Origin of the sequence: Atribacter laminatus (assembly GCF_015775515.1) — a bacterium.
Taxonomy (GTDB): domain Bacteria; phylum Atribacterota; class Atribacteria; order Atribacterales; family Atribacteraceae; genus Atribacter; species Atribacter laminatus.
Genome location: NZ_CP065383.1, coordinates 1986947 through 2004057 on the forward strand (window position 1 = coordinate 1986947; position 17111 = coordinate 2004057).

General features: G+C 38.9%; 16 protein-coding genes and 1 tRNA gene. 6 read left to right on the top strand and 11 right to left on the bottom strand.

From position 1 onward, the window contains the following. Positions 1-146 precede the first annotated feature (146 nt). From hydG to RT761_RS08975, 5 genes are all read right to left on the bottom strand, one after another. A complete protein-coding gene (gene hydG, locus RT761_RS08955) occupies positions 147-1580 on the bottom strand; it encodes a [FeFe] hydrogenase H-cluster radical SAM maturase HydG (RefSeq protein ID WP_218111082.1) in 1434 nt (477 codons plus the stop codon). Then, positions 1561-2655: a [FeFe] hydrogenase H-cluster radical SAM maturase HydE gene (gene hydE, locus RT761_RS08960; RefSeq protein ID WP_218111083.1), complete on the bottom strand. Its 1095-nt coding sequence runs from the start codon at positions 2653-2655 to the stop codon at positions 1561-1563. Before hydE ends, hydG begins: the two co-directional genes overlap by 20 nt. A 12-nt stretch (positions 2656-2667) precedes the next feature. Next, on the bottom strand, positions 2668-2919 hold the full coding sequence (locus RT761_RS08965) for a TM1266 family iron-only hydrogenase system putative regulator (RefSeq protein ID WP_218111084.1): 252 nt from the start codon (positions 2917-2919) through the stop codon (positions 2668-2670). A 451-nt stretch (positions 2920-3370) separates the two neighbouring features. After that, positions 3371-3706, bottom strand: a complete 336-nt coding sequence (locus tag RT761_RS08970) for a hypothetical protein (protein WP_218111085.1) — start codon at positions 3704-3706, stop codon at positions 3371-3373. Positions 3707-3984: 278 nt separating this feature from the next. Then, entirely contained in the window at positions 3985-4566 is a 582-nt protein-coding gene (locus RT761_RS08975) for a DUF2179 domain-containing protein (RefSeq protein ID WP_218111086.1), read from the bottom strand. Positions 4567-5130: 564 nt separating this feature from the next. On the opposite strand from RT761_RS08975, the gene RT761_RS08980 reads away from it, so the two are divergent. Next, a complete protein-coding gene (locus RT761_RS08980) occupies positions 5131-5649 on the top strand; it encodes a cysteine hydrolase family protein (RefSeq protein ID WP_218111087.1) in 519 nt (172 codons plus the stop codon). Between the two features lie 57 nt (positions 5650-5706). Further along, positions 5707-7176: a tetratricopeptide repeat protein gene (locus tag RT761_RS08985; RefSeq protein ID WP_218111088.1), complete on the top strand. Its 1470-nt coding sequence runs from the start codon at positions 5707-5709 to the stop codon at positions 7174-7176. Between the two features lie 1257 nt (positions 7177-8433). Here RT761_RS08985 and RT761_RS08990 read toward each other — a convergent pair. Beyond that, positions 8434-9144, bottom strand: coding sequence for a 4Fe-4S double cluster binding domain-containing protein (locus RT761_RS08990; protein WP_218111089.1), 711 nt, complete (start codon positions 9142-9144; stop codon positions 8434-8436). Positions 9145-9461: 317 nt separating this feature from the next. On the opposite strand from RT761_RS08990, the gene RT761_RS08995 reads away from it, so the two are divergent. The 4 genes from RT761_RS08995 (at position 9462) to RT761_RS09010 (ending at position 13162) form a co-directional block, all read left to right on the top strand. Then, positions 9462-10604 carry a uroporphyrinogen decarboxylase family protein gene (locus tag RT761_RS08995; protein ID WP_218111090.1) on the top strand — a complete coding sequence of 381 codons (1143 nt, stop codon included), beginning with the start codon at positions 9462-9464 and terminating at the stop codon, positions 10602-10604. Between the two features lie 108 nt (positions 10605-10712). Next, complete coding sequence (locus tag RT761_RS09000) at positions 10713-11855, top strand: uroporphyrinogen decarboxylase family protein (protein ID WP_218111091.1); 1143 nt, start codon at positions 10713-10715, stop codon at positions 11853-11855. Positions 11856-11945: 90 nt separating this feature from the next. After that, complete coding sequence (locus RT761_RS09005) at positions 11946-13052, top strand: DUF4432 family protein (protein ID WP_218111092.1); 1107 nt, start codon at positions 11946-11948, stop codon at positions 13050-13052. Positions 13053-13086: 34 nt separating this feature from the next. Then, positions 13087-13162 (top strand) — tRNA-Thr (locus tag RT761_RS09010). Between the two features lie 22 nt (positions 13163-13184). Here RT761_RS09010 and RT761_RS09015 read toward each other — a convergent pair. The 5 genes from RT761_RS09015 to RT761_RS09035 form a co-directional block, all read right to left on the bottom strand. Further along, the gene (locus RT761_RS09015) at positions 13185-13601 is read right to left on the bottom strand and encodes a VOC family protein (RefSeq protein ID WP_218111093.1); all 417 of its coding nucleotides are present in this window, start codon (positions 13599-13601) and stop codon (positions 13185-13187) included. A gap of 25 nt (positions 13602-13626) precedes the next feature. Continuing rightward, a complete protein-coding gene (locus RT761_RS09020) occupies positions 13627-14535 on the bottom strand; it encodes a class I SAM-dependent methyltransferase (protein WP_218111094.1) in 909 nt (302 codons plus the stop codon). Positions 14536-14750: 215 nt separating this feature from the next. Further along, positions 14751-15554 carry a hypothetical protein gene (locus RT761_RS09025; RefSeq protein WP_218111095.1) on the bottom strand — a complete coding sequence of 268 codons (804 nt, stop codon included), beginning with the start codon at positions 15552-15554 and terminating at the stop codon, positions 14751-14753. A gap of 214 nt (positions 15555-15768) precedes the next feature. Further along, positions 15769-16509 carry a class I SAM-dependent methyltransferase gene (locus tag RT761_RS09030; protein ID WP_218111096.1) on the bottom strand — a complete coding sequence of 247 codons (741 nt, stop codon included), beginning with the start codon at positions 16507-16509 and terminating at the stop codon, positions 15769-15771. Beyond that, positions 16509-16895 carry a DUF3795 domain-containing protein gene (locus tag RT761_RS09035; RefSeq protein WP_218111097.1) on the bottom strand — a complete coding sequence of 129 codons (387 nt, stop codon included), beginning with the start codon at positions 16893-16895 and terminating at the stop codon, positions 16509-16511. The genes RT761_RS09030 and RT761_RS09035 overlap by 1 nt, the downstream gene beginning before the upstream one ends. Positions 16896-17111: the final 216 nt, after the last annotated feature.

A 17111-nucleotide genomic window follows, 5' to 3' on the forward strand; every position in this document is an offset into this window, starting at 1 on the left:
GGGCATAATGTAATGTTCATGATTAATGTAGCGACATGCCATGGCATGTCGAATCTTGGGTTTTAATCCTCATTCTCAACTTCTCCCATCAAGGGAGAAGGAAAAAATGATCAGAAGGAAATTTTAAAAAATTGCATCGTCTCCGGTTAAAAATATAAATCTCGTTCGCCATTTTCGATGAGCCTTAGGCGTTCCTCGGTTAGTTTTCTCACTTGTAAATTGGGAATGGCTTCAAGATGTTCCTTGATAGTTAATTCACCAATTTTTTTAGTTTCTTCTGAAGCATAATCTTCTAAAAATTCCTTAAAAGTAAGGATGGCATTGGGCTGACACACATTTTGAATCTGTCCGGATTTTGCCAAAGGCATGAAACGATCTCCAGTTCGACCTTTACGGTAACAAGCGGTACAAAAGCTGGGAATATACCCCGATTGGCATACACTCCTTAGGACTTCATCAGGGCTGCGGTGGTCTTCTACTTGAAATTGAGGAGAATCCTGAATTATTCCAGCCCTTTCCTTTATTTGATCATATTCTTCCCGATACCCGCCAACACCGGTACAAGAACCAGCACTAAGCTGAGAAATCCCCAGCGAAGCTAACTCATCTCGAAAAGAGGCTTTTTCCCGGGTGGAAAGAATGATCCCGGTGTAGGGTACTGCCAGACGGAGCACGGCAATAATTTTGCGGAATTCATTGTCATTGACTAAATGCTGAGAGAGGAGTGAATCAACTCCCAAAGCTGGTCGTAAACGAGGTACCGAAATAGTGTGCGGGCCAACTCCGAAAATTTCTTCGAGATGAAGGGCATGCTGCAGCAACCCGAGAACTTCAAATTTATAATTATAAAGACCAAACAAAACTCCAGCACCAACATCATCGATGCCGGCTTCCATGGCTCGATCCAAAGCAGTGGCATGATAATCATAATCGCTTTTTGGTCCCTGAGGATGCATATATTGATAGGTTTCACGATGGTAAGTTTCCTGGAAAAGAATGTAGGTTCCAATTTTAGCTTCTTTCAATTTTCGGTAGTTATTGATGGTGGTGGCGGCGATATTGACGTTGATCCTTCGAATACTTCCTTTTCCCTCATTGACTCCATAAATGGTATGAATGGTTTCAAGAATATACTCCAAAGGACAGTTTACCAGATCTTCCCCGGCTTCCAAGGCTAATCTTTTGTGGCCCATGGATTCGAGAATTTTTACTTCTTCGACGACTTCTTCTTGACTTAAACGACGACGGTGAAACTCGTTGTCTTGTTGATACCCACAATATCGGCAATTATTAATGCAGTAATTACTAATATAAAGAGGAGCAAAAAAAACTAATCTTTTTCCGTAAATTTTTAACTTAATTTCTTTGGCAACATGATAAATTTCTTCTAGTATTGCTGGATCATCGGTTTGGAGGAGGATGGCGCATTCTTCAGGAGAAAGGCCTTGAGCCATTCGAGCTTTCTCGATGATATCCATAATTTCTTTTCGATGACGATTTTTCCCCTTTTCTAATAAATCCTCAATACTTTTTTCGTCAATAAAATCAGCTTTTTTTCTTTCATTGAGAACCAAAACCATGATAAGCCTCCTTTTTAGTTAAAGAATATTTTTTTATTTTTACCGCGTGGCCATAACTCATCGAAATAGTCCGATTCATTTCTTTCAAGAGTTTTTTCAGATTGTTCATGCTTTGTTTAGGATCTTCGATGATGTCGATTTTTTGAGGATAGATGGAATATTGATCGCGAACTGTTAGAGGCGTGAAATTAGGCATGATGACGTTTGCTCCCGATCCTAAAGCTAAGCGACGAGCATCATCATTTACCGTACTAATAGCGGTGGTAGCCGGAAGATGAATGGTTGGAAGAACGATTCGGGTAATAGCCAGAATTTTTAAGGTTTGTGAGAGAGAACCAGCCGAATAACATCCCAGTGGTGTGTCGGGATGGGGAAGAAAAGGCCCAATACCGGCCATTTCAACATTTAATTTTTTCATAAGGAGAACATCATCAATCAGTGATGTTAAAGTTTGGCCAGGAAGCCCAACCATATTTCCCGAGCCAATTTGATAGCCGAGATCCTTTAAATCCATCAAGCAATTGATTCGATCTTGAAGGTTTTTCCCCGGTCTTATTTTCTGGTAAAGAATTGGGTCGGCGGTTTCATGTTTTAATAAATAGCGGTCAGCCCCAGCATTCAGCCAGATTTGGTAACTCTGATGGGGGTGTTCTCCTAATGATAAGGTAATCGCTACGTCAAAATGCTTTTTAATGAATTCGATGACGTGTGCAATATCATAAGGTTGATAAAACCGGTCTTCTCCTGATTGAAGGACGATGGTTTTTAATCCGTATCTAACTGCTGTTTGGACCGATTGGTAAATTTCCTGATTGGTTAAGCGATACCGAGATATTTTGTGGTTTCCTGCCCGTAATCCACAGTAGAGACAATGACAGGAACAGTAATTGGAAAACTCAATAATCGCCCTGAGGTGAACTTCATCACCAACCTGCTTTTTACGAATTTGATTGGCGTATCTTAGAAGAGCAGGAAGTTCAAACTCGCCTAAATCAAACAGTTGTCGAAGAGATTCTTGATTAAAATTTCCCGGTTCTTTGGTTAGCATAGGCTGGTTATCTATTGCTTCTCTCACTCGTTTCCTCCTTTATCGAGTGACCAAGGTACTTTTAACTTTGATACCGGGAATTTGTCCCAAACGGCCGGTCAAAGCTCCAATTTCATCGGTACTTCCGTCAACAATAATGGAGATAATTGACAATGATCTCTCGTGATAGGGGAGCCCCATTCGACCGATAATGACTTCGTTAAATGTACTAAGAAGTGAGTTGACCTGAGGAACTTGTTGCCGGTCTTCGATAATGATACCAATGACACCAATCCGTTTTTCGGAAACCATATCTATCACCCCTGGAAACTTATCTTTGCTGATAACCTATGCCGGAGGAGGGATAGTTCGGTATCGTAAGAAGAAAAAAAGAGGCAAAAAAGGATTTATCCAATAAAAAAGCCTGTTTATTAATCAAACAGGCCAAATGGATTCAAGGTTAAACTTCGCTGCCCCTTGACCACAGGACCGTTCGCCCGTTTGCCTCAGGTATACGATATCTTTTCATCCCATCCGGTTAGAAAAACTTCCTTCCGGTCAGGTGTCTTAAATATACTACAAATTTGAAGAATTTTCAACAGATCGAGGATTTTAAGTGGATAATTAAAATTAAGAACCTTGTTTTACTTAAAAAAGATTGAGAAGTGAGTTGTATAGTAAAAAAATACACCATCGAACTCACCTTCTCCTTTTTATAGGAGAAGGTGAGAATGGAAATGAAAAAGCAACGAGAAACCGCTTTTTAAACTTCGTTACAAACCGGTTGGAATTTTTGAATGAGTGTATTGAGAGTCTTTTTTCTAATTAAGGCTTCGGCATCTGGCATTTTCAATTGGGTGATAAAGAGGTTTTTTTCTGATCCGGCTTGTTTTGTCCAGCAAGAATATTTTATGTGAGAGCGAAAGAAAGTTTGATCACTTAAATTTTCACATTCACCAAAAAAGAGCACCAGGTATGGCTTAGGTTTCACTTTAGGGTCATGAGCCAGTACTGCATAGATGCAGGGTTGTTTGGGTGGTTGCCATTTCCCAAAGGGGGTCGGCTCGTCAAAGATATGGTCACCAAATTGAATACTCATAATTTCCCTCCTTTAAGCTTGAACCACATCTTAACAGAAAAAATGGTTCTTTTTAGTTTTTTTTAATCTTTTGACTTCAAAGGTTTCAATAAAGAATAAATCGGTGTTGGTTAGGGAAAAATGGTTATGCAGTTCTTGAAGAAAAATAACTTTCACTCTGACTTCAATCATTTATGAAAGCGTTACTGCTTATTTAAAGGAATGAATTGAATATATTTTACTCTAAAATACCTTTCTGAACAAGAATTTAATTTCATCCCTAAAATAACAGCTTTAAATCATTTACGTAAAGATTTAAAAGATGATAAGCCAGGAAAATTTAACCAGCTTCCCTTACGAGGGAAGATACCTTCATTTATTTGCCTCACATCTTCTAAAGAATAAAAAGCCTGAGGATTAAATTGATTAATGAATTGAATAACCTCGCGAAGGTCCTTTCTTTTAATAATGACAAAAACAACTGTGACTGGTCCCTCGGATCCTTGACCGGAAATACAGGTTACTCCGATATTGCGATTTCGGAGTTGATCTAGGAGCAGTTTAATGTCTTTGTTGGTTATGATTCGGACAATAGTATGTCCCATCGCCAACCTTTCTTCGAACCACATTCCGACATAATTCCCGGCAGCAAAACCACTGGCATAAGCGAGAAAGTAGGAAACTTCGGTCAAATTCATCATTATCTGCCGAATAGCTAAAAGCCAAATTATAACTTCAAAAAAACCAACTATAGGAGCTATATTTTTTAAGCCCCGAGAAACCATAATAATTCGCAGTGTTCCTAAGGTTACATCCGCCATACGGGCTAAAAAAATAAGTGCCGGAAACAATATATAGTAAATAAATACCGAATCGTTCATTTTATTCCCTCCGAAAAAAGAAAAAGCTGTCTTTTGTATTATGATTAAGTATGAGAATTAGTTTTTTCTAATTTTATTTCTTTTTTATTATATGACATAATTTAAGAATTAAAAAATTTCCTGCAATTATAAAAAGATTTTGCAGAGGCTTGATTTATCATACCCGTTCTAAATCCGTCATTGCGAGGAGTCTGATCGTTTTTTGATTAGATGACGTGGCAATCTCATTTAGCCAATCTTTTTTGTCCTTTTCCAAGGATAAGCAATAAAAAAATTAAAAAATAAAGACACCCTCCCCGCTGCAAAGCTCCACCCTCCAAGGAGGGGAATTGTTATGTTCATTCCCTCATTAAAGGGGGGACTAAGGGGGGTGTGCATTTCTCATTTTTGTTTGATCACTTTTCACTGTTTCCGGTATTTTCAGGATAGACTCTAATACCACCATGTCATTTCTCATCGTAGTGTTTATCAATAATAAAAACCTATGGAACCGATAACCGAAAGGATTTATAATAAAATTATAAAAAAGAAACATAAATCCATATTTTGATATGGGGGAGATAGATGATGAATGCTTTAATAATTATCGATTTGCTGAATGATTTTATGCGACCCCAAGGGGCTTTATATATAGGTGATCATGTTCAACCGCTAATTCAATTTTGCCAAGAACTCATTAACCAGAAGAGAAAAGAAAACTACACTATTATTTATTCTTGTGATACACACTGGGAAAACGATGAGGAATTTTTACTTTTCCCACCTCATGCAATTCGAGGAAGTTGGGGACAAAAAATCATCGAAGAAGTAAAGCCACAAGAGGGAGAATTTATTATACCGAAACGGCGATTTAGCGCTTTTTTTGGCACTGAACTGGACTTGCTCCTTCGGGAAAAAAAGGTCGAAAAAGTAGAAATCGTTGGTGTTTTAACCAATATCTGTGTTCTTTATACCGCAGCCTGGGCGCAAATGCTCCATTATCAGGTTGCAGCTTATCGTCAGGGATTAACATCAAATGACTTGCAAGCACATGAATTTGCCTTAAAAGAAATGAAAAATACCTTAGGAATTGAAATACTTTAAAACAATTGAATAAAAGAAAGTTGCGAATACCATTATTTTATAAGGAGGAGCGGGTATTTGATAAATTTCAAATCCTACTTTTTTTTTGGAATCATCCTGGTATTTCTTGGATTCATGGTTTCAGTTGGATATGGAGCACAACCAATCACCCTTCTAACTGTTCGATATGGTTCTTATTCTGAAGAACAAAAAACCAGAGTGGCGTTTGATTTTTCAGCTGATCTTCCACATTTTAGCTACAATACTGATTTGGAAAAGGGTGAAATACAATTCATTTTTGAAAATACTCAGGCTGCTAAAGGAACGCTTAAAACCTTTCTCATTCAAGACGAAAGAGTTGATAATCTTTCTGTAAAAGAAACCGAAAAGGGTATTGAAGCTACTTTTGTTTTGAAGGTACCATGCGAAATAACCGAGGGGAATATACAAAAAACCACCTTATATTTTGACTTAACAAAAAATTTAACCTTAGCAGATAGTTCGACATCGTTATCGGAAGAACCAACTGGTTTTGGAAAAATAACCGGTAAAATTTATGACAATCTAAGCGGAAAAACAATTTCTGGAGTGAAGATCAGCATTGTTGATCAGAACCAGCAAACAATATCAAACGATAACGGTTCCTATTTTTTCCAAAATATTCCTGTGGGCAAAGCGATATTAGATTTTTCTCATCCCGAATATAATAATGAATCCAGAATGGTTGCTATTAGCGAAAATCAAGAAACCTATTTGAATATCGCTTTAAAACGAGTTGAAGGCCTTGCTTCGCCAACCCCAACAGCAAAGCCAATTTTGACAACTCCAGCACCAGATTCTATTCCTTCCACTCCCACGATTGACCTTTTTTATAATCAGGAAGCGTTAGAACTCTTTCAACTTGGAGAATATCATTTTCAATCCAATCATTTTGAAGAAGCAATCGATGCTTATCAAAAGGCAATCGAGCGTGAACCTACCTTTGCCGAAGCTTATTATAAGTTAGGGATTTCCTTGGGAAAGCTAGGGAAACCAAAGGATGGAATTTTAACTCTCGAAAAAGCACTTTCTTTAGATCCTTATAATGCTAGTGTTTATAACGCCTTAGGGGCAATGTATGGAATGCTACAGCTATATGACCAAGCTATAGAACAGTTTGAAAAAGCAGTTGATATTGATCCCCAATTATCTTTGGCATATAACAACATGGGAATCCTTTTTGGAAAACAAGGAGATCACAAACGAGCTCTGGAAGTATTAAAGCTGGCTGTTCAAATTGATCCTGAATCGGCTGAAAGCCAAGGGGCTTTGGGTGTTGCTTACGCTATGGCTGGGCAACCTCATAACGCTATTAAGCCACTGCAAGAAGCTGTTCGCATCGATCCCAATTATGCCAAAGCTCATTTTAATTTAGGGATTACCTATCTGTGGTTAGGGGATTTCCTTCGGGCAAAAGAACAGTATGAAATACTAAAAAAATTGAATACTGAGATGGCTCAAGATTTATTGATTGAGCTTCAATCTATGGAGGGAGCTATTGAGCAGTGAGGGTGAAGTTCGAACATGGAGGGGAATTGTTCAATATATTTTCCCAAAGAGGGGGGATTCAGGAGGGTGTGCCTTTTTCATTTTGTTTTAATCACTTTTCATTATTTTTAATTTTAGGATAGACCCTCATGATGCTTTAGCAGCACCAGATGAATATGAAAATAAGTTGTCCCCTCACCCTGACCCTCTCCCACGGAGGGGCGAGGGAAAAAAGAACAAAAAATTCAGAGTTCCTTCTCCCTTGATGGGAGAAGTTGAGGATGAGGGTGGATTTTTAAACTGTTCACGATTTACACTTCACAGTTCACGGTATTTTCAGGATAGACCCTCATGCTGCTTATGCAGCACCACATGAGGATGAAAATGCCTTCCCAGGAATCGTTTCCCCCCTTAGCAAAGGGGGTAAGGGGGATTTGAGTTTTTTTCCTGCTCGGTCATTGCGAGGAGCGTCTTGTGCGACGTGGCAATCTCTACCATCCACTTAGTCATTCTGAGGAGTCCGGTGTCTTCTGCCGGACGACGTCAGAATTTCATCCTTTAAAGTATTTATAAAGAAAAAAAAACTAAAAAGATGAGATCCTCACGCCCTCAAAAAGCGAGGGCTCAGGATGACCGATTAAAGGCACACCCCCCTTTATCCCCCCTCAATGGGGGAATTTATAAGATGGTATCTTCAGGATAGACCCTCATGCTGCTTATGCAGCACCACATGAGGATGAAAATGCCTTCCCAGGAATCGTTTCCCCCTTTAGCAAAGGGGGTAAGGGGGATTTGAGTTTTTTTCCTGCTCGGTCATTGCGAGGAGCGTCTTGTGCGACGTGGCAATCTCTACCATCCACTTAGTCATTCTGAGGAGTCCGGTGTCTTCTGCCGGACGACGTCAGAATTTCATCCTTTAAAGTATTTATGAAGAAAAAAAAACTAAAAAGATGAGATCCTCACGCCCTCGAAAAGCGAGGGATCAGGATGACGGAGGGGTTGGATGGAGATCCTCACGCCCTCAAAAAGCGAGGGCTCAGGATGACCGAGGGGTTGGATGGAGATCCTCACGCCCTCAAAAAGCGAGGGCTCAGGATGACCGATTAAAGGCACACCCCCCTAACCCCCCTCAATGGGGGAATTTATAAGATGGTATTTTCAGGATAGATCCTTATCCCAAATCAAAACTACAGATATTTCACTAATACTATATTTTTAAAGTGTATTGTAATGCGTGAGAATCTCATCTTTTCTTATTCCTTAATTCAAGACTTTAATTCAAAGCGATTTTGGTTTATGACTCGTAAGATACTGCTGGGTCCAAGGACAGGAGGCAATGCAGATTCCACAGACAGTTCCTTCAATTCCAACTGGTTTGGAAAGTTTAATAATAGTTTCTAAGCAAGTAAAGGCATTAAAGAAATTTTCACGGGGATGATTTATGTCCCAATTATTTCCTAATGGAGCATGGCCCGGACAACTATCAACGCATACCATACAATCACCACATTGACTTTTATTGTTAGGTTCTGCAGTCGGCAGGGGGCAATCAGTAAGCACCGAGGTAAGACGTATAGCACTTCCGTATTGCTTGGTGGTGAGGAGGGCTGATTTTCCAATCCAACCGAGACCGGCACGGGTAGCTATTGTTTTATGAGGCAAAAAAGTTGTTAGAGTTTTGCGATTGAAATTCTCAGTTGTCGGCTCGAGAGGAAATGATTTATATCCATGATTAAATAGTAATTTTGCGGCAAATTTTCCCAAATCGGAAAGAAAAAGATTCACTCTTTTGTATTCTTCGAAATAGTCTGCAGTAGGTCCATTGTTAATTTTTGCAATTATAGCTGGGTTCAGGGCAACTGCTATTGAAATAGCATAAGGAAATGATTTGGTAATATCAGGAGAAAGACCACTTAGATCAGCAAAACCAACCAGAGAAGCTCCTTCTTCTAAAAGTGACTGAGTTATTTTTTCAACGTTAAATTTCATTCATAATCGCTCCTGTTTGTTTTAATTAGACTTTGTTCTATTCCTTTTTTCCAATTATAACCTTTAAACTGATTCATTGGTTTAATTAATGAAGTCCTTCCATAAATTTTTTATTTCGGAAATCATTAATTAATTGGATATGGAGATGAGATTGAAAAGAAATATGTTATAGTAAACAAGAGAATAGCTTGTTATTTCGCACTTTTTAACCGGAAGTTGATGAAGTTTAATATTTCTTTTTCGGTAGGACATTGGTTTATTTTTTATGAGCAGTTCGTATATCAACTTGAAACCAAAGACAAAAAGGGGAAAAATCAATGAATGATATGACCTCAAGAGAGCGTTTTCGAAAAGCATTAAATCATCAAGAACCCGACCGTGTTCCCATCGATGTTGGTCAAGATTTTCATAATGGAATCCACGAAGTTGCCTATCGAAATCTTCTTGCCTATTTGGGAGAAGAGGATGATATCCGGTTATATGATCGGATTCAACATTTGGCGGTTTGTAAGAAAAGCATTTTAGAGAGGTTGCATGCTGATACCCGGTATGTATTTGCCAGTGCTCCTTCCAATTGGCAATTAAAAGTTCACGCTGACTCCTCTTGGGTTGATGAATGGGGAGTCGTACGAAAAAATGTTGGGCTATACGACGAGAGCATCCAGTGTCCTTTGGCAGGTGCATCAATTGACGAAATTAAAAATTACCAAATGCCTGATCCGGTTGATCCTACTCGTTTTGCTGGTTTGAAAGAAAGGGCGAAAGAACTTTACGAAGGAACCCAATATGCCATTATTGGCGGTAGCGCCGCTTCACTATTTTACCTTTCTTCCGAATTGATGGGTTTTCAGGAATACATGGAACGTTTGGCTCTCGAACCTCAAGTTATAGAAATCCTGGTGGATCGCATTTTAGAATGGGAAATACAGTTTTTTGAGAAGTACCTGGAGCAAGTTGGTAAATATGTCGAATTGGTTTGGATGGGCGACGATTGGGGAATGCAGTCAGGTCCGATAATGAACCCAAAAATATTTAAAAAAATATTTATGCCTCGTTATAAAGAATTTACTCATTTTGTAAAATCCAAAACCCAAGCAAAAATTGCTTTGCATTCATGCGGATCAGTCCTTTGGGCTATGGAAGACTTATATGAAGCTGGAATTGATGTCATTCACCCTTTGCAAGCGACTGCCTTTGATATGGGGGATCCGGAAAAAATCAAAAAGAGATTTGGCAATAAACTGGTTTTCTACTCCAACCTTTCCAATCAATCCATCATTCCCCATGGTACTCCCGAAGAAGTGACAAAAGAAGTCCGGGAAAAGATCAAAGTCTTAGCTCCAGGCGGGGGCTATATCATTTCCGGGGGTCACAATATTCAGGCAGACGTTCCGCCCCAAAACATCCTTGCCTTATTTGATACTGCCTATCAGGAAGGTCATTATCCGATCCAAATTTGAGATAAGGGCAATTAAAACCAATGTAAAGCTATACTGGAAATTATTCAAGCTATTAGTCACGAAAACTTGTTATAAATCTGAATAAATCAATAGGGAGGAGATAAGCCAATGAATGCACGGGAAAGACTCATCACCACCTTTCAGGGAAAAAAAGCCGATCGAGTGCCAGTTTCACCGTTTATTTTCTTAAATAATATATATGAAATGTTTCAATATAAACCGGATATTGACCATTTTCTTAGTCCTCAGGATTTTGATGTTGCAGAAAAATTTGTTGCCCATCATGACTACTTTGGTTTTGATGTGCTTTTTTCACCTGGACTATTATGGGACTCATATATTCCCGAAACCTCGGAAAATTGGGAGGTTACTATAACCAAGGAGGGTGATGCCGACTCTCAACTCCGAACCACCCTGGTCAAGACCCCTGAAGGAAATTTAACCCAGGTCATGCGCTTCAATCGGAGTTCAACCTACATGGTCGTATTAGCAGTTGAAAAATATATCATTGAGAATAAGCAGGATTTTGAAATATTTGCCAAATATGCTCCCCCAGCTCGGTTTATCGATTGCGAGTTGATCAGTAAAGCTCGAAAAGTGGTTAAGGATAAAGGTCTGGTTAACGTCGCAACTCATGGTGCTTTTAATACTCTGAATCAATTTCGAAAATTAGAAGACGTGATGATGGATCCGGTGGTAGATGAAGGGTTTTACCGAGCCATGATGGAATTTTTCCTGGACTGGAATATGGCTCATCTGCGGGAAGTCATTGCCGCTGGTTCCGATTCAGTCGAAATCGGTGGCAATTTAGCTACCAGCGGAGTGGGGCCTCGATTTTTCCAGGAATATGTCATGGAGTACGAAAACCGACTCTGTCGGCATATTCATGAAGCCGGAGCTTTTGTCGTGTACCACAACTGTGGAGATGCCCAAAAAATCATGCATTTATATAACGACCTGGATATCGATGTGTGGGGATATGTAACTACTCCTCCATTTGGAGATGTGAATCTTGATGATGCCTTACGGATTATTCGTCCCAATATGGCTCTTCGAGGAAATATCGATCAGGTTGAATTCCTACGTCAAGCATCACCCCAAGAAATAAAAGAAAAAGTCAAATGGCTGCTTGATAAAGTAAAACCACGAGGAAACTGGATTCTCTGTACCAGCGACTTTTTCTTCGATGAAACACCTTATGAAAATATCCAGGCTTTTGCTGATGCTGGTCTTGAATATGGAAAATATTGATCGAATCCAATCAACTAACCATCAAGAAAAGTGAAATGCTTTACATGCTTTGAATGGATTATCAATTTGTGACGAGTGGGGTTTAAGAGAATGGACAAACCGGTCTATAACAATTTTTATCACTATAACCGTAATTACGGTTGTCGGGTACAGGAAATAATTTGGAATGGCTTTAAAACTCTTATCATTGAAAACGAGAAGTTGCGAGTTAGTATTTTAGTTGATAAAGGGACGGATATTTTTGAACTGCTTTATAAGCCCATGGATATTGATTTTATGTGGCGGAGCCCACTTGAAGTAAACACCTTGAATCCAAATTTACCAACCAAGAGTTTCGATGTGGGAAATTATATGGATACGTATGAAGGCGGCTGGCAGGAAATCATCCCGAATATCAGCACCCCGAGCAATTACAAAGGGGCAGCGATGGGTTTTCATGGGGAATTGGTTTTATTGCCCTGGAAATATGAAGTTATTACCGATACACCCTATGAGGTAAAAGTTTTATTGAAAGTCAGAATGAAGAGGGCACCTTTATTAGTAAAAAAGTATATCACTCTCAAATCCAACGAATCCCTTCTGGAGTTCGAAGAGATCATTCAGAACGAAGCCGATGAGGAATACCAATTCATGTGGGGGCATCACCCAACCTATGGAATACCCTTCCTCGATGAAAATTGTGTTATTGATCTCCCTCAGGGTGTGATTGGTCAGGTTTATCAGGAGGATTTTTCTGGAACCAGTATTTTTCCAGCCAACAAAGAATTCACTTGGCCTTACCTGAAAGACTTGCGAGGAAATCAGGTAGACCTCAGCCGAACCATGACCCCGGAAATGAAGACGGCATTTAATATTTATATTAAAAATCTGAAAGATGGTTGGTATGGGATCACCAATCTATCCAAAGGGATTGGCATTGGTTTTCAATGGGATGTCAATATTTTTAAGTATCTGTTGATGTGGTCGGTCTATCGCGGTTTTTATGGATTCCCTTTTTATGGCAAAACCTACAACCTGGCTTTGGAACTCTATTCTGCCATTCCCGATGATTTGGATGAAGTTATCCGGCTCAATCGTGCACTGTGCCTGAAACCAGGTGATGAACTACACACCATTTTTCATACCATCGTTTATCAATCTTCATCCCGAATCCAAGGTTTTAACCAACAGCACCAACCGATTCTTCTTGACGAATAAATGCAGCTATTGTAGTATTTTGATTTGCATGGATGCCGGTGTAGCTCAGCAGGTAGAGCAGTTGATTCGTAATCAACAGGTCACCAGTTCGAATCTGGTCGCCGGCTCCAGAAGACTTATTTATAATCACCTCTAATCCGTATCCTGGATGAATTGCCAGGGAATACCAAATTTATCAATTAGCATTCCATAGCATTTGCTATAAAAGGTTTCTTGTAAATCCATCAAGATTCTTCCACCATTTTTCATCTTACTAAACAACGATTTAACCTCATCTAAATCTTTACTTCTAATGGTAAGAACAATGTTATCTCCTTGGTTGACTTGCATATCAGGAATTGTATCCATAAACATCACAACAGTGCCAAAAATTGTAAGGCTGGCATGCATGACTAAGTTTTTGGTTTCTTCGGTCACCGGCATTTGGGAATTAGGCGGAGCCTCTCCGTAGGTCATGATGTTTGGTTCTTCTAAATCAAAAATCTGAGCATAAAACTTTAATGCCTCTCGGCAGTTTCCGTTAAAATTAATAAAGACATCTAAAGGCATTTTCATTCCCACCTTTTAAATATGTTTATTTTTTTGTTCCCCAGGAAAAAATTACATCACAGGTGTTTTTAGAAATATTATTCTTCTGAAAATAGGTACGAACTTTCTCTGTTTCATTGCTCCTGAGCTCGGGAGGCAATCGATGATACCACCAAAGCCCAGATGTAGAAGCAAAAAAGTCAAATAATTTCCCTCCATTCTCAAATTCATCGATCCAGGTCAATCGCTTGGTTTGTATTTTATCTAAGTTTGCTTTTATAAGAAACATCCTCACCTTTTTTTCATCTCGCGGCCAATATTCAAAGCGATGAGTAAAATAGTAACGCTTATTCATTGATTTCACCAGTGCTTCGATAGGTTCTACAAGATGATCAGGACCATGTATGGATAGTGCAAGGGTGCCACCGGGACGAAGTATCCGAGCTAATTCGGAAATCGCTTCTTGCTGATTGGGGACCATCCCTAAAACCATATTACAAAAGACAATATCAAAGGAGGAATCACGAAAGGAGAGTTTCTCAATATCACCTTCATAAAAGGAGATTACATCATCAGGATATCCATTATCAATACTTTTTTTCTTGCACTTTTCTAACATTAACGGAGATATATCAACACAACTAATTTTCTTGGCGGCTTTTTCTAATACCATGAAAGAAAGAATCCCTGTCCCGCAACCAACATCGACAACTCTTTTTCCTTTACAGTCAATTTCTTGAAGGAGAATGTTTGCTATTTTCTCGTAATGAAAGGTTGATAATTCATCATATTGATGAATATAATCGGAGAATTTGCCATTATAGCCATCTTTCATTTTCTCTTTCATAGCTGAAGAATCCCGAGCATTCCCAGTTATCCAAGCAATAATGCCGCTCATCGTTGTCATAAGCCTTAAAGGGAATGCCATCTTACCAGTATAAAATAGGGTTGGCATTTTCCCCTCCTTAGGAGCATTTACTATCTATATAATGCTTACACTCAACAGTGGCAATGGAGTGCAGAAAGTTAATGATACCCTTTGAATTAATCCACATTGCCACCTATGACAATAAATTGGTTCAAACCGATAATGACTCACCCTTTATTCGCTATTTCAAAAGATGAATTAATAGAAACACCTATCGAGTTAACTGGGAACAGATTAACCCCTTATCGCGGACTCCTAGTTGGCCATGGTGTCGGGGTTGGAGGTGGATAGATATCAGTTTTTTCACAGCGAATAGTAGCTATGAAACAGGCAGATTTTTCTGAATAAGAAAAGGTACCACCAAGACCAACAGGGTCGAAGCGCCAACGTCCGGGGAGGTGAGTATTATTCGCTGAACCATCTCTTTCAGTGATATTAAAGAAGATAGGATAAGAACCATCCCAATTGGTTTTCTTACAGCTCCAATTTTCCCAGTATTGGGAAGCACCAGCACACTGAGCAGACCGGATTGCTTCTACAACTAAATTCTTAGACACGCTTTTGGGATTGATATCACAAAAGAATCCAATATCGATGTTTCCATTAGCTACAATGGTATAAGGTTCTGGACCTTTGATTACACGAACAGTAATTGATTTCGTAAAAGTGCATTTCCCTGAAAATGTCACTTTCCACTCTCCTGAAACGTGGGGCATCACGGTCGCATATCCTTCTGAAATGGGAAAGTCAAACACTTCTCCCCCGGGTCCAATGACATGGACATTGCTGGTTAAAGAAGCATCAGCTTTCCAAAACAACACGATTTCTTCTCCATCGCAAATAGTTAAATTATTGTGACAATCTTCGAGTCCGGCTTGAACCGAAGCGGGAGCATATTCTTTAATAACGGCGCAAAACTTGGTGTTATCAATAGAACAGGGGTCAATTTCTCCTGGGCAACCAGCTACTATGAGCATCAATCCACCAATAAACAAGCTGAGGATGGCAAAAAGGAATATTTTACTCCTTGTTGGACTCCTTTTCATTTCTTCCTCCTCCTTGAAAAAAAGATTTAATCAAAAGAGTATTTTTCTTGGCAGGTTAGAAACAGCATAGAAATTGCTGTGTGAGCTAAGTAAGAGTTTTTGAGTGTTTTTCATTATACTCTTTTTTTTATATTTTCAATAGATACCACCATAAGCAATGTTTTTAAGCTCATGCTCTCTTTTTTGAAGCTCGTTACGCTGTCAAAAAAAAGCATTAAACCCGTTGAAGAATAAAGAAGGCATAACCGTAACTTTCTTCGGAGCAGTGAAAAATTTTGATTTCCTTGATAATATCGGCAGCGAAGTCTCTTACCGATGAATCAGGGTGATCAAGCAAGTTTTTCGCTCGAGGTTCAAGAATATCGTAATAATCTTTTACCCAAGTTTCTTTGGGAAGAATAAATGTTTCAAGTACCTGATAACCGGCAGTTTCGGCAATTTCACAAATTTGTTTTATAGTATGCATATCCGGATAAACGGATAAAAAGAATTCCTTTACCGTATTGGGAATCTTATTATGAAGCCAAGATAATTCACTAACAACGACAAAGCCAGATGGATTTACTACTGATGCCCAACTTTTTAACGCATTGGAAAAGCCAATAGTATAGGCAGCTCCTTCCGACCAGAGGAGATCGATTTGCGGGAATATAGAAGGAATATCCTTCATGTCCATGCAGTGAGTCTGTATAAGATGATCGATTCCAACTTTCTGAGCGCATCGGGCTAATTCATTTAAAAAGGGTTGATGAGTATCGATAGCATGAATTAAAGCGTTAAGTTCTTTGGCCAGAATTAAGGTTTGGCGACCGGTCCCGCACCCAGCGTCAACAACAACTGAAAACTGTTGTGTCGGTAGGCGACGAAGAGCTCGCAAAGTATAAGCGTCATCTCCTGGCCCTTGCTTTTTCAGTCCTCCAAAAAAAAGATCAATAATCTCGGGAGTGAAGTTCATTATTTTGCCACCTTATAATATTTTTTATGATGAACACAAAAAATACTGTCTTCCTTCATCCATCTTTCTTTTTCATGTTCTATAAATTTTCGGATTCCAAATTCCTCAATAAATTGTAAATTTTCTAACATGCTCATTTGGTATTTGGTTCGGTATCTTTTATCCAAATTTTTCAATCTGGTACAGGGGAATTTTTCGCATTTACTTGAGCAGTATTTTAATTGTTTCTGTTGAAGAATCTCACAGTTTTTAATGATACATTTCCTACAGGAATTTAAGATATTTTCATCATTTTCCCGACAACCAAGGCATCTATTTTTTTCTCTCAAATAACCAATACATAGACTGCAATTCATCCCACAAGGAGCAATTAAGTTTGATTTCATAGAAGATCCTCTTTTTTAAAAATTATATTTATAATAACCTTTGGTTTTAAAATTGGAAAGCTGCTCTTGAGAGGTTTTCCAATGAGCAATAAATTAAATATTGCACCCCAATTCTTTATAAATCAAAAACCGAGTGATATAATTTTTTTTACTCAATAAGATTACCATCAGATAACTCACTCTTTTCCTACGATACTATCTTCCTTAAAAACCGAT

Bases quoted from the DNA above. Each gene is read 5' to 3' on its own strand.
- hydG (WP_218111082.1), bottom strand. From the start codon at position 1,580: ATGGTTTTGGTTCTCAATGAAAGAAAAAAAGCTGATTTTATTGACGAA.
- RT761_RS08965 (WP_218111084.1), bottom strand. From the start codon at position 2,919: ATGGTTTCCGAAAAACGGATTGGTGTCATTGGTATCATTATCGAAGAC.
- RT761_RS08970 (WP_218111085.1), bottom strand. From the start codon at position 3,706: ATGAGTATTCAATTTGGTGACCATATCTTTGACGAGCCGACCCCCTTT.
- RT761_RS08975 (WP_218111086.1), bottom strand. From the start codon at position 4,566: ATGAACGATTCGGTATTTATTTACTATATATTGTTTCCGGCACTTATT.
- RT761_RS08980 (WP_218111087.1), top strand. From the start codon at position 5,131: ATGATGAATGCTTTAATAATTATCGATTTGCTGAATGATTTTATGCGA.
- RT761_RS08990 (WP_218111089.1), bottom strand. From the start codon at position 9,144: ATGAAATTTAACGTTGAAAAAATAACTCAGTCACTTTTAGAAGAAGGA.
- RT761_RS08995 (WP_218111090.1), top strand. From the start codon at position 9,462: ATGAATGATATGACCTCAAGAGAGCGTTTTCGAAAAGCATTAAATCAT.
- RT761_RS09000 (WP_218111091.1), top strand. From the start codon at position 10,713: ATGAATGCACGGGAAAGACTCATCACCACCTTTCAGGGAAAAAAAGCC.
- RT761_RS09005 (WP_218111092.1), top strand. From the start codon at position 11,946: ATGGACAAACCGGTCTATAACAATTTTTATCACTATAACCGTAATTAC.
- RT761_RS09015 (WP_218111093.1), bottom strand. From the start codon at position 13,601: ATGCCTTTAGATGTCTTTATTAATTTTAACGGAAACTGCCGAGAGGCA.
- RT761_RS09020 (WP_218111094.1), bottom strand. From the start codon at position 14,535: ATGCCAACCCTATTTTATACTGGTAAGATGGCATTCCCTTTAAGGCTT.
- RT761_RS09025 (WP_218111095.1), bottom strand. From the start codon at position 15,554: ATGAAAAGGAGTCCAACAAGGAGTAAAATATTCCTTTTTGCCATCCTC.
- RT761_RS09030 (WP_218111096.1), bottom strand. From the start codon at position 16,509: ATGAACTTCACTCCCGAGATTATTGATCTTTTTTTTGGAGGACTGAAA.
- RT761_RS09035 (WP_218111097.1), bottom strand. From the start codon at position 16,895: ATGAAATCAAACTTAATTGCTCCTTGTGGGATGAATTGCAGTCTATGT.